We start from the raw sequence: 26802 nt of genomic DNA, 5'->3' as shown, positions 1-26802 counted from the left end.
CAGTTAACCGGCTGGCATGCTCTCTTCGCTCTAGTCAAATTGAAACGCCTCGCCGAGGGCAAACCTTTCCATGCTGATCACCCCAGTGTTTTACTGCTCAAAAAGTGAGCAGAAACGGTTGAGCATCTGGGTCAAGTTTCAGGCGGCAGCAACAGATAGTCGTCATGGCAGAGCAGATTGATGTGCACGTCGGGCACGAATATAGAATCGGTAATCTCCTACACGCTAGAACGAAATGTCTTACATTTAATATTGATTTTTTAATTTTACATATTTTTATTTTGGGCTAGCCTTTCAACGTCACTTAGGAAAGTGACATTCACTCAAAATTAGGAGTAATACCTATGAAATCTATTTCTTTGGAATCGAAAAAAATCGCTAACTTGGCTTGCCTTGCAGCGGCCAAATCCCGCTGATTGCTGAGCTGAGTAGTTGATGAGCTGGGGAGTGCCGGCTACCCAGTCTCATCATTAACCTAGTGCAGAGTTAAAAAATGCTAATAAATCCAAATGTTTTCATGCTGGCTCGCACACCCGTCATCGTCATCTGGGACTACAAAAATCACACTCAGTTTGAACTTGACTTGGTTTACTCCACTCGTCTTATACAACTTGTGGAAGATCCCTCTAGATTCGATAGTACAAGCGAAATAGATGCGGCATTTCTCGCTGCGGGACTGTTGCTGACGGATATATCCCACCAGAATGAATGGGGGTGGGACGATCTGTCGAAAATTTTTCATATTGGGACTAAAAATCTACCCATCGAACAACTACCGAACGATGTTCACGAGTGGGCCTCTCTATACTTGGATCACTGTGAACAAGTCCTTGATACCCCAGCACCGATAGACCGTTTTTCCAATCACTCCCGTGAGGGGTTGATCTCGCTACCTGCTCCCAACTCGGAAAAACAAACTAGCTCCCTTACAACGACTCTGTTCGAGCGAAAAACGTCGCGTTCATTTTCAGACCAGGCCGTTACTCTGGACGACTTAAGCTCACTACTCTATCTGTCCTTAGGTTACCTCAAAGAGCGCGAAGCCGGAGCCGAAGACACAATTCCTGAAACACTCAGGGCGAGACGCAGCAGCCCTTCCGGTGGCGGGCTGAATGCATGCGAAGGCTACGTCTATGCTGCCAGGATATTGGGGCTGGAGCCCGGTATCTATTACTACCACCCAGACCTTCATGCTTTAAGGCAAGTTCACTCGCTTCCCAACGAGCCTTTAGGATTACTGCTCGCCGGACAACACTTTATCAACGAACTTCCTATGGGACTGTTTATAACGTCACGTTTTGACAAATTATGGTGGAAATACGAGCACTCGCGTGCCTACCGCATGGCTTACGTCGAAGCCGGACATATCTCTCAAACCTTTCAGCTCGTTGCAACTGCGCTAGGGTTGGCTACCTGGTTGACTGGCGCGTTGAGTGATGAGCGAGTAGAGCTGTTATTAGGCTTGGAAGAGTCTGCAGAGCAACCGCTGTTCTTCGTAGGCGGCGGATATGGCGATGGGCAGGTGCAATGCAAGGAACTCAGGACCTTGATAGAGAGTCGAGAGCGAGGGTAATAATGTCAGTTCCAAATACATTCGTCTTTACATCTAACGAGATCCGCCAATATACACTGGGTGATTGGGACAATCGTTCGGCCGTGCGCAGTAAGAATAGTACCTTCTTGCTTCCAGCGGATGCGGAGATTCATTTGCAATTACAGACGAGGAAATGGTTTCCTCAATCCTTTATTCCATACTTCAACGACAACACCATCCAGAGGTCGGGTGAGCATATCCAGCATCGACTGGCTGCGAATCATTTGGTCTATTTTCTTAGATATACGACGATCTTGGAGCATAAGATCGTTAACCGTTCGGTTGAAACCCTGATTCATGAAGAGCTGGGAATTGATTTGCCACAAGCGATGAAACTTACCGCCTTGCAGCTTTACACTGACGAGGGTTATCACGCCCTCTTCTCCTTTAAGATCGCGGAACAGGTGGCAAATTTTTATGACATGCCAACCTGGGAAGATCCACCTGAACGTATCAATCTGCTACTCGAGCTGATGGACGCGACTTTGGACGAACATCGTCCACTGGCTTGGTTTTTTTTCGGCTTTGTCTCTGAGACTATCATCGCCAAGGAGTTATTGAGCATAACCGGCGACACGCTAATCTGTACGGTATATCAAATGTTTCGAGAGCATCTGGAAGATGAAGCCCGACATAGTCGCTATTTTTCCGAAGTGTTCCATTACCTATGGCCGAAGTTGTCTCTTGCCCAGCAAGAACACTCCGCGAGCCTATTGATTAAAGTTATTTTTATCTTTGCTGAAGTGGACGAGCCTTGGTTGAGCGCTAGCCTGACGGGTGTTGGCATCCCTTTGTTCGAAGCCACTAGAATAGTCCAAGCACTACAGGCGCTGGATGTACGCACACAGCGAGCACGCTCTATTGCCATGGGCACGCTTCAAGCGATGACGCGCGCCGGTTTCTTTGAGTTGCAAGCTCACCGGGAATTATTCAGCCAATCAGGGCTCATTGATGCTTGAATTAAAGGATCACTCCGTTGCCAAGGCCAGGAAAGTCGGCGCAACCGTACTACTTATGGCAATGGTCATGCTGGGCGTGTTTCCGGTGGACGTGCTTCTGCCTTCGTTTCCTTCGTTATCGCAGCACTTCAGCACCACAACGTCCGAGATCGCCTTGTCGATCAGCTTTTTTGCCATCGGTATCTCGTTATCTCAGTTACTGATTGGCCCTTTGTCGGACATACTCGGCCGTAAAACGTTGTTACTGGTTGGCATGGCAGTATCCATGGCTGGCGCCTTGGGTTGCGTATGGGCCACGAACTATGAGTCTTTTTTGTTATTCCGTGTGATCCAGGCAGTAGGGTGTGGCTGTTTCGTACTGTCCCAGGCATTGGTTCAGGATCTATTTATCGGCAAAGAGCGAGATCGTTTACGAATTCTGATGGTAACCGCCAGTGGAATCTTCATTTCGGTCTCTCCCCTGGCCGGAAGCTTGTTGCAGGAACTGATGGATTGGCAAGGTAGTTTCTATGTCTTCGCAGTGATTGCCGCTTTGGTATTCGTGAAGGCTTTGGTATCGCTGGAAAACCTGCCTATCAACAACACGGGGCCGCGTATCAGTATCTTGAGAGCCTACCGGCGAATCTGCAGTAACTCCAGTTTCGTGGCCTACTGGCTAATCGCTGCAATTGTTTTTGCTTGCCATTTCTCATTCATCGTCATATCGCCCCTAATATTCATGGAGCAGTTGCAACTAAGCAGCTATGAGTTTTCTCAGACGCTGCTGTTGTACGGAGCAGCCTACGTGACAGGCGGTATCCTTGCAGGCGTGATGAATAAGCATATGGAGGCGGGTACACAAATTGTTATAGGACTATTACTGATTTTCGTTGCGGGGTTAGTGATGCTTCTATTATGGAACCAATTTGGCCTGTCCGTCTTCACCATGCTGGTCCCAATGATTATCTGTACCGCTGGCACTACCATAACGCGGCCTGCAGCCACGTCCAAAGCTATGGAGCTATTCCCGGATAACGCTGGTGCCTCGGCCTCGGCAGGCAATACGCTAATTTTTATCTCAGGCGGATTGATCAGTGCCCTAGTCAACCTCAGCACCAACAACCTGCAAATTACCCTGGCACTGAGTTTCATCGTCTTAAGCGGCATAGGTCTGCTGTTAAACCAACACATAAATCGCTACGCTAAGGCGTCGAGTTTGGCGTGATTCTCATTTGCAGAGGTTACCCGCCCACACGCCCGGACGACGTCCGTCCCACGGAACTGCCCGTTCCAGCTGCCCTGCCAACCCCAGCAACACGCCCTCAGCGCCAAACTTACCCATGAACTGCATGCCGATAGGCAAACCGGTCTGCGGGTCGTGTGCCAGCGGGACCGACATGGCCGGGGCCCCGGTAACATTCGCCAGTGCTGTGAACGGTGACTGGCTGAACACGTGGCTCATCCAGCCTCGCCCGTCGAGCTGCTCCTGCTGAGCGTTGTAATGGCCGATCATCGGTGCCAAGCCTGGCAAGGTCGGTGAAAGCAGCAGATCGTAATGCTCAAAAAAACCGCCGAGCTTTCGGGCGACAATATTGCGCTCGTACAATGCACCCAGCAGCTCGGTGGCACTGAGGGTCTTGCCGTATCGGTACAGCGCCAAGGTAGCGGGCTCAAGGTGTTCAGCATCGATACTACGCCCGGTTGCGGCTGCAATGGCGTCGATCCAGGCGGCGGTATTGGATGACCAGAAGCGCCCATTCAGCTCAACGAAAGCCTCCCAGCTCAATCCTATATCCGGCTCGATTTCTTCGACCTTGTGCCCAAGCGCCTCAAGATGTCGCATCGTCTGCGCCAACGCCGTTCTCACCGCGGGGTGCAGCGCTTGGCCATCAAGCGGGCGAGTTTGCACGCCAATACGCAATGGGTTGGGCTCACGCCGGGATTGCTCCAGAAAGCTGGTCAGCGGCGGCGCAATGTGGAACGGGTCACCTGTTGCGCTGCCCTGCACCGCGTCCAGCACGGCAGCACTGTCACGCACCGAGCGCGTCAGCACGCCATGTACTGCAAGACCGCTCCAGACTTCATCGACATCCGGCCCCATGGGCACCCGCCCGCGGCTGGGCTTCAAGCCGAACAGGCCACACATTGACGCCGGTACGCGGATGGACCCGCCGCCATCGGTTGCGTGCGCGATGGGTACCATGCCGGCTGCGACTGCTGCTGCAGAACCGCCACTTGAGCCTCCGGCGCTTCGTTGGACATCCCAGGGATTACGAGTGGGGCCACAGAGTCGGCTTTCGGTGGTGGTGCTCGCGGCGAATTCCGGTGTTGTGGTCCTGCCAAGCGGCACAAATCCGGCAACACGCAAGCGACTCATGAGCTGCGAATCTCCTTCAGCCGTGCAACCGAGCGCCAGCGCACTGCCCAGTTCGTTGCGACGCCCCTTGGCCGTGATACCCAGGTCCTTGAGCAGAACAGGCACGCCTAAAAACGCGCCCGCCTGGGGCGCAGGCTCGTCATCCCAGGTTTCAACCAGTGCGTTAACCTGCGGGTTGAGTGCCTCAATGGCTTGCAAGGCCGCAGCACGCACCTCGGATGCGCTGACCTGTCTGGCCTTGATCAGTTGACTCAGGCCCGTAGCATCATGGATAGCGTAGTCGGACAGATGCATGACATTCCCCATTTTAGTATGATCGATACTGCTCGGTATCCAACGATACCGTTCGGTATCATGCGATACTTTCCGGTATCGCTGTCAAGAGGAAATATTCATGCGCTCACAATCGATCCCCCAGCTGCCGCCCAGAGAACGCATCATTGATGCGGCCGGGACGCTGTTCCGGGAGCAAGGGATCACGCGAGTCAGCATGGACGCCATCGCCGAGCGGGCTGCCTCGACGAAAATGACCGCGTACCGGCATTTCGAGAACAAGGACGCGCTGGTGCTGGAATGGCTTGAGCAACTAACTGACAGCTATGCCGATGTCTTCGACCGCCTGGCAGCGCAGTATCCGCACTCACCGCGCGAGCAACTGCTGGGGTTTCTTGAGTTCATCGTCAATGACCTGGACGGCTCGGATTACCGTGGCTGCCCGTTCACCAATACCCTGGCCGAGCTGCCAGAGGCTGATCATCCCGCCCGCACGCTGATTCAGCTGCACAAGCAACGGCAATTCGCTCGACTGCTTGCCCTCTGCACAGACATGGCACTGAACGAGCCGGAACAGGTCGCCCAGGAGCTGACCCTGCTCATGGAAGGTGCCCAGGTGGTGGCGCAAAACAAAGGGATTGAACGCGTAGGCGAACGCTTGACCGAGATGGTAAACCGTCGCCTGGGATCGTGACGGGCCGATAGGCGAGGGCTTGCGCCGGGCTGCCGTGCGAGTCATCGGCTCGCCGGTCATACACGAACTGTAGATCCATGTATTCCGAAGCTGCTCTTGATGGCAACACCCCGGTCCCTATTCTGTTGAAGGTGTCCGCGTGAGTGTCCACCCTCAGAGAATTCTTGAATGAGCAGCCCCAAAACCCTCTATCAAAAGCACATCGATTCGCACACGGTCTGCTCGCTGGACGAGCAGGGCCATGTCCTGTTGTACATCGATCGTCAGGTCATCAACGAATACACCAGCCCGCAGGCGTTCAGCGGTCTGCGTGAAGCCGGGCGCCAGGTATGGCGTCCTGGAACGGCGTTGGCGGTCGTCGATCACGTGAACCCCACCGCGCCTGAACGTACCGCCGTGATGCCCGATGCCGGTGGTGCGCGGCAAGTCTCCTATCTGTCGCGCAATTGTCAGGATTTCGGTATCGAACTCTTGGATATCCTGGATAAGCGTCAGGGTATCGAACACGTTATCGCGCCCGAACAGGGGTTTATCCTTCCGGGGATGGTGATTGCGGCGGGTGACAGTCACACCACTACGTATGGCGCCCTCGGTGCCTTCGGGTTTGGCATCGGCACCTCAGAAATCGAGCACCTGCTGGCCTCGCAAACCCTGGTTTACAAACGCCTGAAAACCATGCGGGTCAGGGTCGTGGGCGCGTTGTCGCCGGGCCTGACATCCAAGGACGTCATCATGGCCCTGATCGGTCAAATCGGCGCCTCCGGGGCCACGGGGTTCGCTATCGAATTTGTCGGTTCAACCATTGATGCCCTGAGCGTCGAGGCGCGCATGACCATGTGCAACATGGCTGTTGAAGCCGGCGCGCGTGGCGCGTTCATGGCGCCAGACCAGAAGGTGTTCGACTACCTCGAGGGTAAGCCGCGTGCGCCCAAAGGCGAGCAATGGCGCCGAGCAGTGGCCGTGTGGCGCAACTTGCACAGCGACGAGGGTGCCGTGTTCGATCATGAGGTTACGCTGGACGTCAGCAGGCTGCTGCCGATGGTCACATGGGGCACGAGTCCTGATCAGGTCGTCGCTATTGACGGGCAGGTTCCAGATCCGCTGCAGGTCAGCGACCTGATCCTGCGCCGGGACATGCAACGTGCCCTGACTTACATGGGGCTCAAGGCGGGCGAGCCGTTAAATGAAGTGGTGATCAGCCATGCGTTCATCGGGTCGTGCACCAACGCCCGTATCGAAGACCTGCGCGATGCCGCCCGCGTAATCGGCGGCAGACGCGTGGCCCCGCATGTGCGTGCGATGGTCGTGCCGGGCTCCACCGAAGTTCGCGATCAGGCCGAGGCTGAGGGCTTGGCCGCTATTTTTCGGGACGCGGGGTTCGAATGGCGTCAATCGGGCTGTTCCATGTGCCTGGCCATGAACGACGACGTGCTCGCGCCGGGAGACCGTTGCGCCTCCAGCACCAACCGCAATTTCGAAGGCCGCCAGGGCGCCGGGGCACGTACGCACCTGATGAGCCCGGCAATGGTGGCAGCCGCTGCAATAAGCGGGCATCTGACGGATGTTCGGCAAATCGGGGAGCGCGTATGAGCAACCATTCCTTTACCCACGTCACCGGCACAGCGGCGCCGATGTTGGCGGCCAATATCGACACCGACGTGATCATGCCCAAGCAGTTCCTCAAAGGCATTGACCGCAATGGCCTGGAACAGGGGCTGTTTCATGACGTGCGCTTTTTGCCCTCAGGGCAGCCAGACCCTGCCTTTGTGCTCAATATGCCCCCCTGGCAGAGCGCATGCTTTTTGGTGGTGGGCCCCAACTTTGGCTGCGGTTCCAGTCGCGAGCATGCGGTTTGGGGCCTCAAGCAAAGGGGCATTCGCGCGCTGATCGGCAGCAGCTTCGCCGGTATTTTTTACGACAACTGCCAGCGTAACGGCGTGCTGCTGATCAGCCTTGAAGTGGCCACAGTGCAGCGCATCGGCGAGATCGTCGGGCAGCCACAGACGGCTGAGATTTCAATCGACCTGAACGAACAAACCATCCTGCTGCACGACGGCGAAGTGGTTCCCTTCCAGATCGATACCCTGCGCAAAACCGCGCTGTTACTCGGCCTGGATGCCATTGGCAGTACCCTGCAGCGCAGCGATGAAATTCGAGCGTTCGAGCGCGACCATCTGGCCGCTAACCCATGGCTGTCGTGACCAGACGGCTGTCTCGATAGCCGCGCTGGCTGGCGCACAATCCTGTGCGCCTTGCTTGGCTCAAATCGACAACCCCGCAAAGTGCGCCTGCAGAAATTCGACACAGGCCCGCAGCTTTCCCGAGTGAGCAAGACGCGTGGGGTAGACGGCCCACACATTGGCGCTTTGCCCATAGTCATGCAGTACCTGAACCAGCTCGCCCTGTTCGAGCAACGGTTTGGCATCCCACAGCGAACGCAGCAGCACCCCCCGCCCGTGCAGCGCCCACTGCAAGACGATCTCGCCGCTGTTGGATGACAACGGCCCTCCCACCCGCACGCTCTCCTGCTTGCCGTCGCGCTCCAATACCCAGACGCCGAAGGCGTTGTCGCGCTCCTTCAAGACCAGGCATTCATGGCGCTCCAGGTCACTCAGCTGCGCGGGTGTCCCGTGGCGTTCCAGGTAGCTGGGAGCGGCGCACAAGATGCGGCGGTTGCTGACCAGTTGACGGCCGATGTGCTGGCCGGGGATGTCGTCGCCGACACGAATTTCCAGGTCGAACCCTTCGCTGACGATATCCACCACCCGATCGAACAGGTCCAGGCGGATTTCCAGCTCGGGATAACGATCGGCCAGCAACGCCAGGGCAGGCGCCACGTGATTGCGGCCGAAGCCGAAGCTGCTGCAGATATGCAGTCGGCCACGCGGGCTGTCATGGGCATCGACCAACTCATCGGCCAGATGCTGGAAGTCCTCCAGAATGCGCGCCGCCCAGTCCTTTACCCGCTCGCCATCGTCGGTCAGCGTGACACGTCGGCTGGTACGGTGCAGCAAACGTGTCGCCAGGGTATTTTCGAGGATCTGGATACGCTTGCTGACGTAAGCCGCCGACAAGCCAAGCTCATCGGCGGCCGCGGCAAAGCTGGCCTTGCGGATCACGGTCAGGAACACCCGCAGGTCTTCGGGAAGGGGCATCGAGTCTTTCTTGTAGATCATCAAAAGAGCTGCGTGGCGGCGTGAACCGCGAGGATAACATCGCATGGAGGGACGGTTGTTGCGCCCATTCATGCGCTTAGTCGGCGGCGGCGTGCTCCGGCTGATTCAGCGCAGCGGGCACGCTGCGCTTTGTCGCCACTGGCGCGAGCAGGCGCCGGTCCAGTTCTCCTTCCCAAGCGGCGATCACCAGCGCCGCTACTGCGTTGCCAATGATGTTGGTCAGTGAGCGGCACTCAGCCATGAAACGGTCAACGCCCAGAATCAGCACCATGGCAGCCACTGGCACGGTAGGCACTACGGCCAGGCTGGCAGCTAGCGCTACGAAGCCCGCACCGACCACCGCCCCTGCGCCTTTGGACGTCAGCATCGCCACCGCCAACAAGGTGAGCTGCTGCTCCAGACTCAAATCGGTGTTGGTGGCCTGAGCCAGAAACAGCACGGCGAGCGTCATGTAAATGTTGGTGCCGTCCAGGTTGAACGTATACCCGGTGGGCACCACGATGCCCACGACGCCCTTGGAAGCGCCCAGGCTTTCCAGTTTCTGAATGATCTGCGGCAGCGCCGATTCCGAGGAACTGGTGCCCAGCACGATCAGTAGTTCAGCCTTGATGTAGCCCAGCAGCTTGAAGATATTTACCCCGGCACAGCGAGCGATGCTGCCCAGTACAACCACCACAAAGAACAGGCCTGCGATGTAAAAAGTGCCCACCAGTTTCAGCAGCGGCAGCAGTGCGCCCAATCCGTATTTGCCGATGGTGAACGCGATAGCCCCGAAGGCACCAATGGGCGCAACGCGACTGATCATGCCGACAATACGAAAGAACACCTCACTGGCCTGGTGAACCACGTTCACCAGCGGACGCGCTTTCTCGCCAACAATGACCAGCGCCACACCGAAGAGGATTGAAACGAACAGTACCGGCAGTATTTCGCCCTGCGCAAAGGCGTTGAAGAAGGTCGTAGGGATCACATGGAGTAGAAAACCGACAATGCCTTCGCCATGTTCGGCCTGCCCCACAAAGCCGGCAATCGCCGAGCTGTCGAGGGTGTTTACATCGATATTGAACCCCGCGCCGGGGCGTATCAGATGCGCAGCGAGCAGCCCGATCATCAACGCTACGGTGGACACCACCTCAAAGTACAGCAGCGCCTTGCCGCCGACGCGACCCACCTGCTTGACGTCGTGCATGCTGGTGATACCCGATACCACCGTACAAAAAATGATCGGGCCAATGATCATTTTGATGAGTTTGATAAAACCGTCACCCAGGGGTTTGAGGTCGACCCCCACCTGGGGCCAGTAATGACCAACGGCAATGCCCAGGGCAATGGCGATAATCACCTGTACATAGAGCGTTCCCAGCAGTTTTCTTATTGTCATTGTTATTATCTCCAGGCTTTTTTCGGGCGAGCAAAAGCGCTCGAAGGCACTGGCTGTGCCTGCGAGGCGGTTTTTCCAGTGGCTTGGCTACATCGGTCTTGCGAAAAAGCTCAGCACTTCTTCAAGCAATAGTTCTGGTACTTCCTCAGCGATGTAATGGCCGCAAGGCAAGGCTTTGCCGCGTACATCAGTCGCTACCTGCTGCCATTCCGTTAATGGATCGAAACAGCGCCCCACGGTGCCTTCGGCGCCCCATAGCACCAACAGCGGCTGCGTTAGCTGATTGCCGGCGTTGATATCCACGCGATCATGTTCCAGATCGATACCGGCCGAGGCGCGGTAATCCTCGCAAATGCCCCGTGCGCTGCCGGGCAGTTGCAGGCAACGCAGGTACTCGCCGAATGCTTCTGCGGTAAAGGGCTGCAGGCCAGCGCTGCGGCTGCCCACCACACTGCGCAGATAGAGCTCGGGGTTGGCCTCGATAAGGCTCTCCGGCAACGGCGCCGGCCGGATGAGGAAAAACCAGTGCCAGTAGGCACGGGCGAAGGCTTCGTTCGTTTGCGTGTACATCGCCAGGGTGGGGGCGATATCCAGCAGCACGATTTGCTTGATCACGCGGGGATGGTCGAGGGCCAAGCGATGCGCCACTCTCGCCCCACGATCATGGGCAAGAACGCTGAACTGCTCAAAGCCCAGCGACTTCATCAACTCAACACTATCAAGCGCCATCTCACGCTTTGAATAATTTGAATGCTCCGCATCGGCAACCGGCCTGCCGCTATCGCCATAGCCACGCAAGTCAGCGGCGACCACGGTAAATTCAGCGGCCAACCGTTCGGCGACCTTGTGCCAGATGACGTGGGTCTGAGGATGGCCGTGCAAAAGCAACAGCGCCGGACCGGTGCCACCGATGCGGTAGCTGATGTTCAGGCCATTGACCTGGCGCTGTTGTTTCTGGAAACCAGCGAACATGATTCGACTCCATGAGGGGGCTGGCTGAATCCTGAGATCAACCGAACCCCGCCGCAATATGCCAAGCGTGAAAGCACGGTTTATGAACTGTGTTTCAAGTGATTAGGTGATCAAGAAGCAGCGGTTTTCAGACTTGCCTAAACTTGGGAGGCACCACAAAACCAAGGTGGGAGGGGGCAAGCCCCCTCCCACATTTTGTGCTTCGTTGGTCTTGAGAGGGCTGAGATCAGGTCCACCAGTAACGCACGAGGTGGAAGAAGATCGGCGCCGCGAAGCACACTGAATCCAGTCGGTCCAGCATGCCGCCGTGGCCTTCGATCATATGTCCCCAATCCTTCACGCCTCGATCGCGCTTGATCGCCGACATCACGATCCCACCGGCAAACCCCAGCAGGTTGATCAACAGCGCGATCAAGAACGACTGCCAGGGGTTGAACGGTGTGGTCCACCACAACGCTGCACCGATCAGGGACGACAACAGGATCCCGCCGACAAAACCTTCCACGGTTTTGGACGGCGAGAGGTTGGGCGCGATTTTGTGTTTGCCGAACAGCTTGCCGCACACGTACTGCAGCACGTCCGACAGCTGCACCACGATCACCAGGTAGGCGATCAGCAGCAGGTTGCGGCCCTCATAGCCCGGGATGTCCAAGGTCAGTAAAGCCGGGACGAACGACACGCAGAACACGGCGATCATCAGCCCCCACTGCACCTTCGATGCGCGCTCCAGGAAGTGGGTGCTGTCGCCGCCCAGCGAGGCGAGTATCGGTAGCAGCAGGAACACGTAGACCGGGATGAAGATCGAGAACAGCCCGTACCAATCGGCGTAGATCAGCACGTACTGCAGAGGCAGGGCGAGGTAGAACGCTGCTACCAGCGCCGGGTAGTCGCTGCGCCGGGTCGGCGTGAGGGTGAGGAATTCGCGCAAGGCATAGAACGACACCGCATAGAACAGCAGGATCACCGCGCCGGTGCCAAGCCAGAAGGCGATACCGATCACCACCACCATCACCCACCAGGCGTTGATGCGGGCGTTGAGGTTGTCGATCACTGCATTGGGTGTGCCACGGGTGCGCAGCTTGAGGATCAGGCCGATCAGTGAGGCGGTCACCAGAATCGCGCCGATCCCGCCGAATAACATCAAGGTTTGGCTATCCATCTCAGGAATGCTCCGGGGCGAGGGCGAGCAGGGCGTCTCGGGTGCGGGCAAGGAACGCGGTTTTGTCTTCGCCTTCTTCCAAGTGCAGTGGAGCGCCGAAGCTGGTGGTGCATAACAAGGGCAATGGCAGGACGCGGCCTTTGGGCATGACGCGGTTGAGATTGGCTATCCACACCGGGATCAGCTCCGCCTGTGGGTAACTTTTTGCCAAGTGGTACAGGCCGCTTTTGAACGGCAGCAAGCCATCCTCCAGATTGCGCGTCCCTTCAGGAAAGATAATCAGCGAATCGCCGCCTTCCAGCGCGGCCAGCATCGGCTGCAGGGGGTTATCCACAGGCTCTTTGCGCTCGCGGTCAATCAGCACGCCGTTGAACACGCGATTGATGATGTAGCGGCGCAGCGCGCTCTTGTTCCAGTAATCACTGCCGGCCACGGGGCGGGTGAATTTGCGCAGGTTCTGCGGCAATGAGGCCCACACCAGCACAAAGTCGCCGTGACTGCTGTGATTGGCGAAGTAGATGCGTTGCACCGGCACGGGAGCGCAACCCAGCCACAGGCTGCGGGCACCGGTGACGGTGCGGGCCATGGAGGTAATCAGCGTGGCGACCACGGGTTCGAACATGGGAATTCCTTATCCGGCGAAAGGTAGCCAAGGGCTGGCAAGGATCACGCCCAGGGTCAGCAGCGCTTGGGCGCCGAGTAACCAGGCTTGCTTGCGCAGCAGTTTAAGTGCACCACGACGGCGTTCGGCCCACGGCCTGCCGGCGCGCTTGGCCGATTGCAGGCCAAGGGTTTGCAGGGCTTGGTCGAGGTCGGCCGTACGCTCGGTGTCGCGGGCCAGCAGGGCAAACAAGTCGGCGTCGAACGCAACACGTAGCGCCCAGTATTTCTGCAAAAGCCCGAGGATGATCATCCACAAGGCAAGCAGCAGGCAGATGATTGAAACACTTGGCATCAACAGCTGGATAAGACCGAACAGCACGCCGACCAATGTCAGGCCTGTGGATAACTGGTCCAGCGAACGTCCACGGCGCAGCAGGCTGGCGACCACTTGCAGTTCCATATCAGCGGGCATGGGACAAACCCTCCAAAGCTACACGGTGTGCGGGATGCAGGACCACACGGGCTCGTGCTGTACGAATAATAGCCAGCGCCTGATCCACCGTCGTCGCGCGCCCACTGTGCAACAGCCAGGCCGCGATGGCCGTGGCGCTGCGCGAGTAGCCCAGGGCGCAGCACACCAGCAACGGGCCGTTCGAGCGCAAGCGTTCGATGGCTTCGGCGGCCTGCAGGCATTCGGCGGAGGTGGGCGCAATCAGGTCCAGCACAGGTATGCATTGATAGGCACGGCCCTGTGGATTAATCGGCAATTCGGCGCAGAGATCGACGATGCCCTTGAAAGTCTGCTGCTCGCTCTGCGCAGGAATTCGCCCTAGCCAGACGTTATCCACAATCAGGTCGGGCTGTGGATGGCGCCGCGTCCACAGCCGCGAATTGATCCAGGCGGCGGCGAGGTAGGGCGCATACAGCCAGCGCGCTGCCGGCGTCAGTTGGCCATCGTCGCGTTTCTGAAAGCCCTCGGCGCCCAGCAGCCAGTAATTGGCTGCCACCAGCGCGAGGGATACCGCCGGCCATAGCAGCCACAGCCCCCAGCCGCCCAGGGTCAGCGCCAGTATCACCAACGCCACCGCGCCCAAGCCATAGCGTGCGCCCAGCCAACCGCGTTTGCGCTCCCGCGTCAGTCGCGCATTGAGCAGCGGGCTCGCGTGTTCCAGCGGCCATAGCCACACACACAGCCACCCCGCGAGGGCGCCTGTGGGTAAGTCGATAAAGTGATGTTGATAAGTGGTCAGTACCGAAACACCGATCAGCGCAAACCAGCCGTGTACCACCCAGCGCCAGAAACCCTGGGTATGGCGCTGGTACATGACCCACAGGATCACCAGCAGCGCGATATGCAGGGAAGGCGCTTGGTTGAACGGCTTGTCGAAGCCGGCCAGCACGGCGAACAACCAGCCGAACACGCCATCCAGCTCCGGCCGTTCGAAGGTGAAGCGCAGCGGCCAGATCAGGAAGCAACTGACGGCAATCATTTGGGCCGTCAGCAGGCGCAGGGCGTGTTGCTTGAGTTCGTGGCGGGTGTTGGGCAGTAACAGGGAAAAGCCGTAGAGCAGGTCGATGGACCAATAGGGCACGATGGTCCAGGCCCAGAACGGCATGTGGGTTTCCCAGCCAAACACCAGCGTGCCCACATCGCTGCGCTGGTTGGTCACCCAGGTGGCGAGGCCGTAGGTGCTGAAAAACAGCGGCGCCAACAGCAGCAGCCACAGCAGCGCGGGTTTGAACAGGCCGGGTTCGCGCATGCTCAGATCTTCTGCGCCAGGGACACCGTGAAAATGCCCCATTCATCCACGCGCTGGGTGATCTTGCGAAAGCCGGCCGCCTGCACCAACTGGTCCATTTCCGCCTGGCTGCGCCGACGCATCACCCAGGCCTGGCCCTGGCGGTGGCTGGTCAAGGCGCGGGCGATCAGTTCCAGCTGCGGGTGCCACGGTTGGCCGGTATAGACCAGATAACCGCCGGGCTCCACCGCTTCGGCCAGGCCTGCCAACGAACCGCCGACCATGGCGTTATCGGCAAACAGCTCATAGAGGCCGGACACCACCGCCAGCGTCGGTTTCGGCTCCAGCGCTGCCAGGTTATCCCGATCAAATGCATCGCCTTTGACGAACTGGGCGATATCTCCCAAGCCTTTTTCACGGATCAAGGCACCACCGTCGCGCACGTTGATGTCGCTGTAGTCGCGCAGCAGGATCGATTCCGGCAACGGCGATACACCCTGCAACGCCTCCAGGATGTAACGGCCATGGCCGGCCGCAATATCCACAATACGCACTTCGCGCTCGTCCGCGCGCAACGTGGCCATGGCCAGGCGCAGCAGTTCTTCGACGTTCAGCTTGCGCTGACGAATACCGCGCCAGCCGATGGAGTTGAGGTAGTTGGTGTCGATCATCCGTCCCAGCGCGCCTTTGCCCGTGGGGGTGTTGCGATACACGTAATCCAGGGTGCTGCCGGAATCGAAACCGGTGTCGAAGCCCAGTTTCACCCCTTCCGACAGGTTCTTGCCCAGGCCCATGCTGGCGCGGGTCATGCGCCAGTACAGGTCGCGCAGGGAGTTGCGCGGCAGCGGTGCGGCGAGGGCTTCGGATTCGGCGCAGGTGGCGCCCAGTTTGTCGGCGTCCAGCAGCGAGGCACGGTCCAGCGGCTGCTCGAAGTTCTGCAGGATAAAGCGCCTGGCGCTGTTGACGGCCAGCACGCGGTCACGTTCGCCGAGGGTGTCGTGAAAGAAACCGGGGAGGATATGCAGCTCTTTTTTCAGGCTGCCGAGTCGGTCGAAAAATTGCTGCTGGGGTTTACGGTGCACCACGAAGTCGGAGCCGGAGATCAGCAATTGCGTCGGCACCTGAATCGCCTGGGCGTCGGCGACCACTCGGTCCGCCGCTTCGTACAGGCCCAGCAGCACATTGACCGAGATGGCTTTGGTGATCAGCGGATCGCTGTCGTAGGACGCCACACGCTCCGGGTCATGGCTGAGGAACTTGGCCTTGACGTAGCTGTTGACGAAAAAATTGCCGCGAAACCTGCGCATCAGTGCCAGGCCCGGGCGGGCGAAAGGCACGTACAGCTTGACCTTGAAGGCTGGGGAGGCGAGCACCAGGGCGCGGATCTTCGGTGCGTAATCATGCACCCAGGTGGCCGCGATCACCGCGCCGACGCTCTGGGCGACCACGGCAATGTTGTCCTCTGCGATCGCGTAGGTGGCGCCTATGTGATCGTGGAAGGTCTGCACGTCGCGGGCGCTGGTGGCAAAGCTGGGGCTGTCACCGCGCGCGCCCGGGGATTGGCCGTGGCCACGGGCGTCCCAGGCGAAGAAGTCAAAATCGGGCAGGCCCAGTTCATCCACCAGGTGCGCGATACGCCCTGAGTGCTCATGACCGCGGTGGAACAACACAACAGCCTTGCGCGGCCCGGCGCCTGCCGTGGCCGGCCAATGCCGGTAAAAAAGCTCGACGCCGTCATGGGTGCTGAAGGTGTGCTGTTGCTGTTCGCGCATCGCAAGAATCCTTATGCAATCGGTGAGGTTTCTGAGTGTTCCTTGAGGCCCTGACGCACCCGGTTGACCAGGGTGTACGCCAGCAGCGCGGCGACCAGCCACATCACCGTGTCGACCCAGCTGGCACCGAGCCAGCCCAGCGCCACGCCGGTGGCCAGCACGCCGAGCACGAACGCCCGATCGCTTTTGCCCATCGGCCCGTCGTAGCGGCGCGATGCACCCACCATCGGCCCCAGCACGCCGGCGTACTCGCTGAACACCGCCAGCAGCGTCACCAACAGTACGGGCGCCAGGCTCACGCCGGGGATCAGCGCAAACGGCAGAATCAGCGCGCTGTCGGCGATCACATCGCACAGTTCATTGAGGTAGGCGCCCAGGCGCGATTGCTGACCGAATTCCCGCGCGAGCATGCCGTCGATGGCATTGAGGGCCATGCGCGCAATCATCCACAGCGGGATCAGCGCAAACAGCCACAGGTGCTGAGCGAAGCCGGCGATCAGCAGGCCCACCAGCACGGAAATCACGCCGGCCAGCACGGTGATCTGGTTGGCGGTGGTGCCGTTGTCATAGAGGCGCTGCACGAGGGGGCGCAGCAGGTTTTGAAAGCGCGGTTTGAGCTGATAGATGGAGATCATGAAGGGTGACGCTTCCTTGTCCGTGGAGCCGCGAAAAACTGTTCTGGAGTGTGCCGATTAATTCTGGCGCACACCAGTGATGTCTCGTGTTTATGGGGGTTTAATCACGGTCTTGGACACAAAGAAAATCAAGTGTGGGAGGGGGCTTGCTCCCGATATAGGCAGACCCGCCAGCACATCCACTCACTGACCCACCGCTATCGGGAGCAAGCCCCCTCCCACAAGGGATTCGCGGTGTTTAAAGAACAAAAATTTCACGCTCCGTGTTATATCGTAACGAATTATGTACAAGCGGGCGTTGAGTGGATGCAAGTGGATCTAGAAGCTGACGGCGCTTCGGTTGAAGGCCTGCCGCGTTTTCAGCAGGGGCTGTTCCATGCCCGCCGATTGAGGCAAGCCGGCATCAGCCTGACGGCCCTGGCCATTACCGGTTGGGTGCTGGCGCTCTTTGTGGCGCTGTTTGCACCTGAATCGATCTGGCCGGTGGTGTTGGTCAACTGCTCGTCGGCCTTGTTCGTGCTGGTCGCCGGGTTGCAATCGGCGTGGTGGGTCGCCGATTGGCGTGCCCAGGCGTTGGAAGAACCGGCGGTTGAAGTGCCGGTGGCCGACACAGGCCGCTACGCGCGTCTGGCGGAGCGCCTCAGCAAGCAGATCGGCGCGCCCGTGTTGTGGCTGTGCGGTTGGTCATTGCTGGCGCTGGTCAGCGTCGTCCAATTCTGGAACCTGGCGCTCCCTGCTGCGGCCGTCGGTCAATCCGCCAGCATCGGCGCGGCGCTGGGGTTGGCGCTGGCGTTTGCCTTGCTGGTGTTCGAGCGGCGCATGGCCCAGGAAACTCTCGCGCAATGGCCGGAAGCCTCGCAACTGGCGCAGTTGAGCCGGGTAACAATCATCTGCCTGGTGGTCAGCGCGGTGTGCCTGTTGTTTGCCGGCGCCCAATCGGTGTGGCCGCTGCGGCTAGCGACACTCATCGGCCTGTTGCCTGCGCTGGTGGCGCTGGAGTTTCTGCTGCGTGGCGTACTGTCACTGTTCAGCCCACGCCAGCCGCGTGTTGAACCACGCCTGATGGCGCAGAGTTTTGTCGCCGGCCTGCTGCGTTGGCCGCCGCAACCCTTGCAGGCCTTGCAGCATGAGCTGCACAACCGCTTCGGCATCGACCTGCGCCAGATCTGGGCATTTACCTACATGCGCCGCGCGTTCCTGCCGGTGCTGCTGGTGGTGCTCGCGGTGGGCTGGGCGCTGACCGGCGTGCATGAAGTTCCGCTGCAGGGCCGTGGGATTTATGAGCGTTTCGGCAAACCGGTCGAAGTGTTCGGACCGGGCCTGCACGCTGGGTTGCCCTGGCCGCTGGGCCGCGTGCTGAATGTGGAGAACGGCGTGGTGCATGAGCTGGCGACCAGCATCAGCGAAGGTGCCGCTACCGAGCTGGCCAGTGCCGAAGGCCCGGCGCCGTCGATCGCCAACCGCCTGTGGGACGCCAGCCACGTGAATGACAAGTCCCAGGTCATCGCCAGCAGCAGCGGCGACAAGCAGAGCTTCCAGATCGTCAACATGGACGTGCGCTTCGTCTACCGCATTGGCCTGACGGACCACGCCGCGCTGGCCGCCACCTACAACAGCGCCGATGTGCCGGCCCTGATCCGCAGCACCGCCAGCCGGATTCTGGTGCACGACTTTGCCTCGCGCACCCTCGATGAGCTACTTGGCGAACAGCGCACCAGCCTTGCCGATGAAATTGGCCGCAGCGTGCAAGCGGACCTGCAAAAGCTCGACAGCGGTGTGGAAATCCTCGCCACGGTCGTCGAAGCGATCCACCCACCGGCCGGCGCCGCCAATGCCTACCACGGCGTGCAAGCTGCGCAGATCGGCGCCCAGGCGTTGATCGCTCGCGAGCGCGGCGCGGCCAGCGAGCAGACTAACCAGGCGTTGCTGCAAGCCAGCACGGCCCGCGACCAGGCCCAGGCCACCGCTCGCGAAGTGAATGCCGGTGCCCAAGCGGCGAACCTGCGGTTCGTTGCCGAACAAAAAGCCTATGCCGCAGCGGGCCGCGCCTTCGTGCTGGAGCAGTACCTGGGCCAACTCAGCCAGGGCCTGGCCCACGCCAAACTGCTTATTCTGGATCATCGCCTGGGCGCCGACAGCGCGCCGACGATCGATCTGCGATCTTTTACCTTGCCGGCCGATCCCTCGGTGCCGCGTAAAGCCGTTCAATAAGGAGTCTGTCTGTTGAGCGCTCATTCTCACGATCACGGTCATCACCATCATCACGGTCACCATCACCATCATGGTGACGAACAGGTCGAAAGCCCTTTTCCCTGGCGGCGAATGTCCTGGGCGTTAGTGCTTGTGCTGTTTGCCATCGCGGCGGCGAGCCTGGTGCAGGTGCGCTCCGGCGAGGCCACGGTGATTACCCGCTTCGGCAACCCGGTGCGCGTGCTGTTGGAACCGGGCCTGGGCTGGCGCTGGCCGGCGCCGTTTGAAGCGGCGATCCCGGTTGATCTGCGCCTGCGCACCACCTCCAGCGGTTTGCAGGACGTGGGCACACGCGATGGCCTGCGGATCATCGTGCAGGCCTACGTGGCGTGGCAGGTGCAGGGCGATACCGACAACGTGCAGCGCTTCATGCGCGCGGTGCAGAACCAGCCGGATGAAGCGGCGCGGCAGATCCGCACCTTCGTCGGCTCGGCGCTGGAAACCACGGCGGCCAGTTTCGACCTGTCCAGCTTGATCAACACCGACGCCAGCCAGGTGCGCATCGCCGAGTTCGAAGCTCAACTGCGCCAGCAGATCGATCAGCAATTGCTCGCCACCTATGGCGTACGTGTGGCCCAAGTGGGTATTGAACGGCTGACATTACCCTCGGTGACCCTCACCGCCACGGTCGACCGCATGCGTGCCGAGCGTGAAACCATCGCCACCGAACGCACCGCCGTGGGCAAGCGCGAGGCGGCGCAGATCCGCTCGGCGGCCGAACGTGACGCACGCATTGTGCAAGCCGACGCCACGGTGAAAGCCGCTGATATCGAAGCCCAGTCGCGGGTTGAAGCGGCGCAGATTTATGGACGTGCCTACGCGGGTAATCCGCAGCTGTACAACCTGCTGCGCTCCTTGGATACCCTGGGCACGGTGGTGACGCCCGGCACCAAGATCATCCTGCGCACCGATGCTGCACCGTTTCGCGCGCTGGTGGATGGGCCCAAGGATGTTCAACCATGAGCGAGCGTGACAGCCCGGACAGCCCATGGATCCAGGCCGGACGCCTGACCTTCCTGGCGCTGTACGCGGTCACCGTGTTGGCGGCGTTGGCCTGGGCGTTTTCCAATGTGCGCCAGATCGACCCGCAGAACCGCGCCATGGTGCTGCACTTCGGCGCCCTGGACCGCATCCAGAATGCCGGGCTGCTGCTGGCCTGGCCGCAACCGTTCGAACAGGTGGTGTTGTTGCCGGCGGCAGACCGGGTAATCGAGCGTCGGGTGGAGAACCTGTTGCGCTCAGAGGCAGCCGTGCAGGCCGACCGCGTGGCCAGTTTCGCCACACCGTTGAGCGACACGCTGGCCGGTTCCGGCTACTTGCTGACCGGTGATGCTGGGATCGTGCAGCTGGATGTGCGGGTGTTCTACAAGGTCACCGAGCCCTATGCCTTTGTGTTGCAGGGCGAGCATGTGCTGCCCGCGCTGGACCGCCTGGTGACCCGCAGTGCCGTTGCACTGACGGCGGCGCGGGACCTGGACACCATCCTGGTGGCGCGCCCCGAGCTGATCGGCACTGACAACGGCGCCGCCGAGCGCCGCGAACGGCTGCGCGGCGATTTGGTGCAAGGAATCAACCAGCGCTTGGCGCAGCTGACCGCCAGCGGGCTGGGGCTGGGCATCGAAGTGACGCGGGTCGATGTGCAGTCGAGCCTGCCGGGCCCGGCGGTGAATGCCTTCAATGCGGTACTTACCGCCAGCCAGCAAGCCGACAAAGCGGTGGCGAACGCACGTACCGATGCGGAAAAACTCACCCAAACCGCCAACCAGGAGGCTGACCGCCAGGTGCAGGTCGCCCATGCCCAGGCCAGTGAGCGTCTGGCCAGCGCCCAGGCGCAAACCGCCACCGTCGCCAGCCTGGCGCAAGTCAACGACCCCGGCTTGCTGCTGCGCCTGTACCGTGAGCGCCTGCCGAAGATTCTGGGCCAGGCCGGCTCGGTGACCACGGTCGATCCGAAAGACGACTCCCGTTTGATCATTCAGGGAGCCGAACAATGAGCGCACCCATGCTGACCTCCGCCGAGCAGCGCAGCGCCGCCCGGCAACTGACCCTGGCCATGCTGGCCCTGGGTTTACTGCTGTTGGGCCTGGTGTGGCGCTGGCTGGCGGCGGACCAGGGCGGGGTCAGCCAACTGCTGCTCGGTGTGGCCTCGCTGCTGGTGGCCGTGCCGGTCATGCGGTCGGCCTGGTACAGCCTGCGCTACCCGAGCCTGCATGGCATCACTGACCAATTGATCGCGCTGGCGATGATCGGTGCCTGGGCCACGGGTGATCTGCTCACCGCGGCGTTGCTGCCGATCATCATGATTTTCGGGCACGTGCTCGAAGAGCGCAGCGTGATCGGCTCCCAGGAAGCGATCCATGCGCTGGGCAAGCTCACGCGCAGCCACGCACGCCTGGTGCAGGCCGACGGCAGCATTGTAGAAGTGGATAACAGTACGCTGAACACCGGCGATGTGGTCGAAGTGCGCGCCGGCGACCGCGTGCCGGCCGACGGCGTGGTGCTGGCGGGCCAGGCCAGCCTGGACACGGCGCCCATCACCGGTGAGTCGGTGCCGTTGGAAGCCAGCGCGGGCGTTCAGGTGTTTGGCGGGGCGATCAACCTGGACGGCCTGCTGCGCCTTAAAGTGACGCGCACGGGCAATGAGTCGACCCTTGGCAAGGTGATCGCGCTGATGCAGAACGCCGAGCGCTCCAAGCCGCCGATCACCCGGTTGCTGGAGCGCTATGCCGGTAGCTACATGGTGCTGGTGCTGTTGCTGGCGGCGGTCACCTGGTTTGTCACCAACGACGCCCAGGCGATGCTTGCGGTGCTGGTGGCGGCGTGCCCGTGCGCGTTGGTGTTGTCGGCACCGGCCACGGCGATTGCCGGGATCGCGGTGGCGGCACGGCATGGGATTCTGATTCGCAGCTCGGCGTTTCTGGAGGAGCTGGCGGACCTGACCTCGCTGGTGGTCGACAAGACCGGTACCTTGACCTTCGGCACCTTGCGCCTGCAGTCCATCGAAGCCGCATCTACCGATCGCCAGGCTTTGCTTAACCTTGCCGCCAGCCTCGGTTCGGCCAGCAGCCACCCGGTCAGCCGTGCGCTGGCGGGGCTGGCGACACAGGAACAGCGCGTGGCGCTCACCGATATCCGCGAGCGCCAGGGGCTGGGTGTGGTGGCGCACACTGAACAGGGCGAGGCGGCGTTGGGTCGCCCCGAACTGTTCGAGCAACTGGGTATTGTCACCGCCGCCGTCCCTCATCACGACGGCCCGATTGCCGGGCTGGCGCTGAACGGACAGTTCCTGGCCTGGCTGCTGTTGGCCGATAGCGTCAAACCGGAGGCTCGCCAGGCCCTGCAAGAGTTGCGCGACCTGGGGCTGGGCCGCCAACTGCTGCTCACCGGCGACCGTCAGAGCGTGGCCGACAGCCTGGCCGTGAACGTGGGCATCGCTGAGGTCCAGGCCCAGGCGTTGCCGGAAGACAAACTCAACCGTGTGCTGGGGGAGATCGGCAGCGGTTTCCGGCCAATGGTGGTAGGGGATGGGATCAATGATTCGCTGGCGCTTAAAGCCGGTGTGGTCGGCGTGGCAATGGGCGCGGGCGGTGCCGATATTGCCCTGGCCTCGGCAGACGTGGTGCTGATCGGCAGCGACCTGCGCCGCCTGGGCACCTGCGTGCGCCTGAGTCGTCAGTGCCGGCACACCTTGCAGGTCAATGTGATCATCGGCCTGGGCTGGACGCTGGCTATCGTGGTGTTCGCCGCCTTCGGCTGGCTGGGCGCGGCCGGGGCAATGATCGCTGCGGTGTTGCACAACCTCAGCACCTTGCTGGTCCTGGGGAACGCCGGGCGGTTGCTGCGCTTTCAGGAGCCGCTGTTGAAGTTGGACGAATAATTTTCAGAAATCTTTGTACAGGGCTGTAACGCTAAAAGGGCGCCTCACTCTAGTGGTGTGTCGAGACTGGGCAATCCGTTCAGACCGACATCCCACTGACTGTTGAGGACTACACAATGAATATCAAAAAAGCCGTTTCCGGTGCTGCCCTGGCTATCGCTGCCGCTTCCATGTTCGCTGGCGTCGCCACCCAGGTACAGGCCGCCGACGCTCCGGTTCATTGCTACGGCGTAACCTCCTGCAAAGGCATGAACGATTGCAAGACCGCTGAAAACGCCTGCAAAGGCCAAGCGGTGTGCAAGGGCCACGGCTTCAAATCCATGACCCAGGCTGAGTGCGACACGGCCGGTGGCAAAGTCGGCGAGTAACCGACACGCGAGTGCAACCGCAGCGGGCCTTGCGCCGCTGCGGACACTTTCCAGGAGCGCATCATGGCCCATTCTTTCCCCTCCCTGGGTTACGGCCTGGGACTACGCAACGAATACTACGAGCAGATCCTTGCGCAATCCCCTGCGGTGGATTGGTTCGAAGTGATCTCCGAAAATTATCTGGTGCAAGGCGGCAAAGCCTTGTACTACCTGGACGCGATTGCCGAACGCTACCCCCTGGTGATGCACGGCGTGTCCCTGTCGATCGGCGGCCCCCATGCCATCGATACCGACTATCTCAAACAGATCAGACAGCTTGCCGAGCGCATCCAGCCGGCGTGGATTTCCGATCACCTGTGCTGGAGCCGTGGCAGCGCACATCAGTTGCATGACCTGCTGCCCCTGCCGTACACCGAAGAAAGCCTGTACCACGTGGCCGCTCGTGTGCGTCAGGTGCAAGACGTGTTGCAACGCCCGCTGGTGCTGGAAAACGTCTCCAGCTATGTGCGCTCCAAGGCCGATGAATTCACCGAGTGGCAATTCCTCAATGCCCTGACGCATCTGACGGGATGTCAATTGCTGCTGGACGTGAACAATGTGTACGTCAGCTCGCGTAATCACGGGTTTGACGCCTGGACGTTTATCCAGAACCTGCCGCCCAAGAGCATTCGCCAACTGCATCTGGCGGGGCATATGGACTATGGCGACTATGTGGTCGATACCCACGATCACCCGGTGTGCGATCCGGTGTGGGCGCTCTATCAGCGCACGCTGGAGCAGGTGGGGCCGGTGTCGACGCTGCTGGAGCGCGACGATCACTTTCCGCCATTTGAAGAGCTGCTGAGCGAATTGGGCAAAGCCCGGGAACTGGGGGCCACGGCATTGGCCAGGAGGGCGTTATGCGTCTGATCGACTGGCAACTGGCCTTCGAGGCGCACCTGTTGTCGGAAAACTGCGCCGCCAACAGTGGCTTTGCCGCCTCCTTGCTCGGCGGCCCCACGCTGAATGTCGACACGGGCCTGGCGATCTATCACAACGCCTACAGGCTCCGATTACAGGACGTGCTACGGCATGACTTCGGCGCCGTCCGGTACTGGCTGGGCGACGATGAATTTGCCTTGCTGAGCCAGGCGTATATACGTCGTTATCCCTCGGCGCATTACAGCCTGCGTTGGCTGGGTGAGCGATTCGCCTCTTTTATCCTTGAGTATCTGGTGGCCGAACAAAGCGCGCCGCTGGTGGAACTGGCGCAGTTGGAGTGGGCATTCACCCTCGCATTCGACGCGCCTGCGGGCGAACCGCTGAGCCTCGATCACATGGCGCAACTGGCGCCTGAGGACTGGCCGGAATTACGCGTATCGCTGGTGCCTTCCGTGCAGAACGTACTGTGCCGTTTCAATACGGTGAGCCTCTGGCGGGCCCATAAGGATGAATCGGACTTTCCCGGCAGCCAGGCGCTGGAGTCGGCGCAGGTTTGCCTGGTGTGGCGGCATCAGAACCTGTGTCAGTACCGCAGTCTGGAGTCTGCTGAAGCCCACGCGCTGGCGGGCATGGTCGCCACCGGCTGGAACTTTTCAGAACTGTGCATCGAGTTGGCAGTCACTTATGGAGAGGGTGCACCACTGCAAGCGGCCACATGGTTGAAACAGTGGATCCAGGACGGGTTGCTCGAGCGTCGGGCTTCGCAGCAGGCTGCTATTTAATCGATAGCTACCTACTTTATTTGGGATGGTCTACCCTCACAGCAGACGTCTGAAACAAGGGGGGACTACTCATGCTCGCGCAACTTCCACCGGCCTTACAGAATCTTCAGCTACCGCTGCGTCTTCGACTCTGGGACGGCCATGAATTCAACCTGGGCCCCGAGCCCAGTGTGACCATCGTGGTGAAGGACCCTACGGTCGTCACACAGCTGACCCATCCCACGCTTGACTCACTGGGCGAAGCCTTCGTCGAGGGCAAGCTGGAGCTGGAAGGCTCCATCGCCGAGGTGATCAGGGTATGTGACGAGCTCAGTCACGCCTTGATCGAAGACGACGACGGTCCTCGTCCGGTGCGCTCGATCCACGACAAGGCGACCGACGCGGCAGCCATTTCCTACCATTACGACCTGTCCAACGAGTTCTATCAGCTCTGGCTGGACCAGGACATGGTGTATTCCTGCGGTTATTTCGAGACGGGCAGCGAGTCCATCGACCAGGCCCAACAAGACAAATTTCGCCATCTGTGCCGCAAATTGCGGCTGCAGCCGGGTGAGTATTTGCTCGATGTGGGGTGCGGGTGGGGCGGGCTTGCGCGGTTTGCGGCGCGCGGGAATTCGGGGTCAAGGTGTTCGGGATTACCTTGAGCAAGGAACAGCTGGCCCTGGCCAAGGAGCGGGTGATAGCCGAAGGCCTGGAAGACCAGGTCGACCTGCAACTGCTCGACTACCGCGACCTGCCTCAGGACGGTCGTTTCGACAAAGTGGTCAGCGTGGGCATGTTTGAACACGTCGGCCACGCCAACCTGGCGCAGTACTGTCAGATTCTTAACGGCGCCGTGCGTGAAGGCGGCCTGGTGATGAACCATGGCATCACCGCCAAACACACTGACGGGCGTCCCGTGGGCCGTGGCGCAGGCGACTTTATCGAGCGCTATGTCTTCCCCAACGGCGAGCTGCCGCACCTGGCGATGATGGCCGCCGAAATCAGCGAAGTCGGGTTGGAAGTGGTGGACGTTGAGAGCTTGCGCCTGCACTACGCCCGTACGCTGGACCATTGGAGCGAGCGGCTGGAGGACAACCTCGAAGCCGCGGCGAAAATGGTGCCGGAGCATGCCTTGCGTATCTGGCGGCTGTACCTGGCGGGTTGCGCCTACGCCTTCGCGCGGGGCTGGATCAACCTGCACCAGATTCTGGCGGTGAAACCCCATGCCGATGGCGGCCATGAACTGCCGTGGACGCGGGAAGATATCTACCGCTGAAACCGCTTGATGATAGAGGAGGCTCGCCCGGCT

Annotated in this window: 23 protein-coding genes and 1 pseudogene; 14 read left to right on the top strand and 10 right to left on the bottom strand. The window is 60.3% G+C overall.

The window, feature by feature from the left end; genetic code table 11:
* Positions 1-493: 493 nt before the first annotated feature.
* Genes QF045_RS02820 through QF045_RS02810 form a run of 3 tightly spaced genes read left to right on the top strand, consistent with a single transcriptional unit; the run spans position 494 to position 3757 of the window.
* The gene (locus QF045_RS02820) at positions 494-1573 is read left to right on the top strand and encodes a SagB/ThcOx family dehydrogenase (protein ID WP_306490972.1); all 1080 of its coding nucleotides are present in this window, start codon (positions 494-496) and stop codon (positions 1571-1573) included.
* Positions 1574-1575: 2 nt separating this feature from the next.
* Positions 1576-2553, top strand: a complete 978-nt coding sequence (locus QF045_RS02815) for a diiron oxygenase (RefSeq protein WP_306490971.1) — start codon at positions 1576-1578, stop codon at positions 2551-2553.
* A complete protein-coding gene (locus QF045_RS02810) occupies positions 2546-3757 on the top strand; it encodes a multidrug effflux MFS transporter (RefSeq protein WP_306490970.1) in 1212 nt (403 codons plus the stop codon). Before QF045_RS02815 ends, QF045_RS02810 begins: the two co-directional genes overlap by 8 nt.
* A gap of 3 nt (positions 3758-3760) precedes the next feature.
* Here QF045_RS02810 and QF045_RS02805 read toward each other — a convergent pair whose 3' ends face one another.
* Positions 3761-5203, bottom strand: a complete 1443-nt coding sequence (locus QF045_RS02805; protein ID WP_306490969.1) for an amidase — start codon at positions 5201-5203, stop codon at positions 3761-3763.
* 100 nt (positions 5204-5303) lie between these two features.
* Between QF045_RS02805 and QF045_RS02800 the strand changes: the two genes are divergently transcribed.
* From QF045_RS02800 to leuD, 3 genes are all read left to right on the top strand, one after another.
* Complete coding sequence (locus QF045_RS02800; protein ID WP_306490968.1) at positions 5304-5876, top strand: TetR/AcrR family transcriptional regulator; 573 nt, start codon at positions 5304-5306, stop codon at positions 5874-5876.
* Between the two features lie 168 nt (positions 5877-6044).
* On the top strand, positions 6045-7466 hold the full coding sequence (gene leuC, locus QF045_RS02795; RefSeq protein WP_306490967.1) for a 3-isopropylmalate dehydratase large subunit: 1422 nt from the start codon (positions 6045-6047) through the stop codon (positions 7464-7466).
* Positions 7463-8077, top strand: a complete 615-nt coding sequence (gene leuD / locus QF045_RS02790; RefSeq protein WP_306490966.1) for a 3-isopropylmalate dehydratase small subunit — start codon at positions 7463-7465, stop codon at positions 8075-8077. Before leuC ends, leuD begins: the two co-directional genes overlap by 4 nt.
* A 60-nt stretch (positions 8078-8137) precedes the next feature.
* Here leuD and QF045_RS02785 read toward each other — a convergent pair whose 3' ends face one another.
* From QF045_RS02785 to QF045_RS02745, 9 genes are all read right to left on the bottom strand, one after another.
* Positions 8138-9052: a LysR substrate-binding domain-containing protein gene (locus tag QF045_RS02785; RefSeq protein ID WP_306490965.1), complete on the bottom strand. Its 915-nt coding sequence runs from the start codon at positions 9050-9052 to the stop codon at positions 8138-8140.
* Positions 9053-9128: 76 nt separating this feature from the next.
* Positions 9129-10433, bottom strand: coding sequence for a dicarboxylate/amino acid:cation symporter (locus QF045_RS02780; RefSeq protein ID WP_306490964.1), 1305 nt, complete (start codon positions 10431-10433; stop codon positions 9129-9131).
* Between the two features lie 87 nt (positions 10434-10520).
* Complete coding sequence (locus tag QF045_RS02775; protein WP_306490963.1) at positions 10521-11405, bottom strand: alpha/beta fold hydrolase; 885 nt, start codon at positions 11403-11405, stop codon at positions 10521-10523.
* A gap of 226 nt (positions 11406-11631) precedes the next feature.
* Positions 11632-12564, bottom strand: a complete 933-nt coding sequence (locus QF045_RS02770; protein ID WP_300633419.1) for a phosphatidate cytidylyltransferase — start codon at positions 12562-12564, stop codon at positions 11632-11634.
* Position 12565: 1 nt separating this feature from the next.
* Positions 12566-13186, bottom strand: coding sequence for a 1-acyl-sn-glycerol-3-phosphate acyltransferase (locus QF045_RS02765; protein WP_306490962.1), 621 nt, complete (start codon positions 13184-13186; stop codon positions 12566-12568).
* Between the two features lie 9 nt (positions 13187-13195).
* Complete coding sequence (locus QF045_RS02760; RefSeq protein WP_306490961.1) at positions 13196-13639, bottom strand: hypothetical protein; 444 nt, start codon at positions 13637-13639, stop codon at positions 13196-13198.
* Positions 13629-14927 (bottom strand): phosphatase PAP2/dual specificity phosphatase family protein, encoded by a 1299-nt coding sequence (locus tag QF045_RS02755; RefSeq protein WP_306490960.1) that lies wholly within the window; start codon positions 14925-14927, stop codon positions 13629-13631. The genes QF045_RS02760 and QF045_RS02755 overlap by 11 nt, the downstream gene beginning before the upstream one ends.
* Before the next feature lie 2 nt (positions 14928-14929).
* Complete coding sequence (locus QF045_RS02750) at positions 14930-16678, bottom strand: bifunctional alpha/beta hydrolase/class I SAM-dependent methyltransferase (protein WP_306490959.1); 1749 nt, start codon at positions 16676-16678, stop codon at positions 14930-14932.
* Positions 16679-16689: 11 nt separating this feature from the next.
* The gene (locus tag QF045_RS02745; RefSeq protein WP_306490958.1) at positions 16690-17313 is read right to left on the bottom strand and encodes a CDP-alcohol phosphatidyltransferase family protein; all 624 of its coding nucleotides are present in this window, start codon (positions 17311-17313) and stop codon (positions 16690-16692) included.
* A gap of 306 nt (positions 17314-17619) precedes the next feature.
* Here QF045_RS02745 and hflK (QF045_RS02740) point away from each other — a divergent pair, with 306 nt between their 5' ends.
* The 8 genes and pseudogenes from hflK (QF045_RS02740) to cfaB all read left to right on the top strand — a co-directional run bounded on the left by hflK (QF045_RS02740) (position 17620) and on the right by cfaB (position 26769).
* Positions 17620-19524 carry a protease modulator HflK gene (gene hflK / locus QF045_RS02740; RefSeq protein WP_306490957.1) on the top strand — a complete coding sequence of 635 codons (1905 nt, stop codon included), beginning with the start codon at positions 17620-17622 and terminating at the stop codon, positions 19522-19524.
* A 9-nt stretch (positions 19525-19533) separates the two neighbouring features.
* The gene (gene hflC / locus QF045_RS02735; protein WP_306494844.1) at positions 19534-20526 is read left to right on the top strand and encodes a protease modulator HflC; all 993 of its coding nucleotides are present in this window, start codon (positions 19534-19536) and stop codon (positions 20524-20526) included.
* Complete coding sequence (hflK, locus tag QF045_RS02730) at positions 20523-21557, top strand: protease modulator HflK (RefSeq protein ID WP_306490956.1); 1035 nt, start codon at positions 20523-20525, stop codon at positions 21555-21557. Before hflC ends, hflK (QF045_RS02730) begins: the two co-directional genes overlap by 4 nt.
* On the top strand, positions 21554-23440 hold the full coding sequence (locus QF045_RS02725) for a cation-translocating P-type ATPase (RefSeq protein WP_306490955.1): 1887 nt from the start codon (positions 21554-21556) through the stop codon (positions 23438-23440). Before hflK (QF045_RS02730) ends, QF045_RS02725 begins: the two co-directional genes overlap by 4 nt.
* Before the next feature lie 116 nt (positions 23441-23556).
* The gene (locus QF045_RS02720; protein WP_306490954.1) at positions 23557-23808 is read left to right on the top strand and encodes a hypothetical protein; all 252 of its coding nucleotides are present in this window, start codon (positions 23557-23559) and stop codon (positions 23806-23808) included.
* 63 nt (positions 23809-23871) lie between these two features.
* Complete coding sequence (locus tag QF045_RS02715) at positions 23872-24717, top strand: DUF692 domain-containing protein (protein ID WP_306490953.1); 846 nt, start codon at positions 23872-23874, stop codon at positions 24715-24717.
* Positions 24708-25511, top strand: a complete 804-nt coding sequence (locus tag QF045_RS02710; protein WP_306490952.1) for a DNA-binding domain-containing protein — start codon at positions 24708-24710, stop codon at positions 25509-25511. The genes QF045_RS02715 and QF045_RS02710 overlap by 10 nt, the downstream gene beginning before the upstream one ends.
* Before the next feature lie 71 nt (positions 25512-25582).
* Positions 25583-26769, top strand: a pseudogene (gene cfaB, locus QF045_RS02705) (C17 cyclopropane fatty acid synthase CfaB).
* Positions 26770-26802 lie beyond the last annotated feature (33 nt).

The organism is Pseudomonas sp. W4I3 (assembly GCF_030816195.1).
GTDB lineage: Bacteria > Pseudomonadota > Gammaproteobacteria > Pseudomonadales > Pseudomonadaceae > Aquipseudomonas.
The sequence above is the reverse complement of the archived record's forward strand: the minus strand, read 5'-3'. Positions and strand labels throughout refer to the sequence as shown.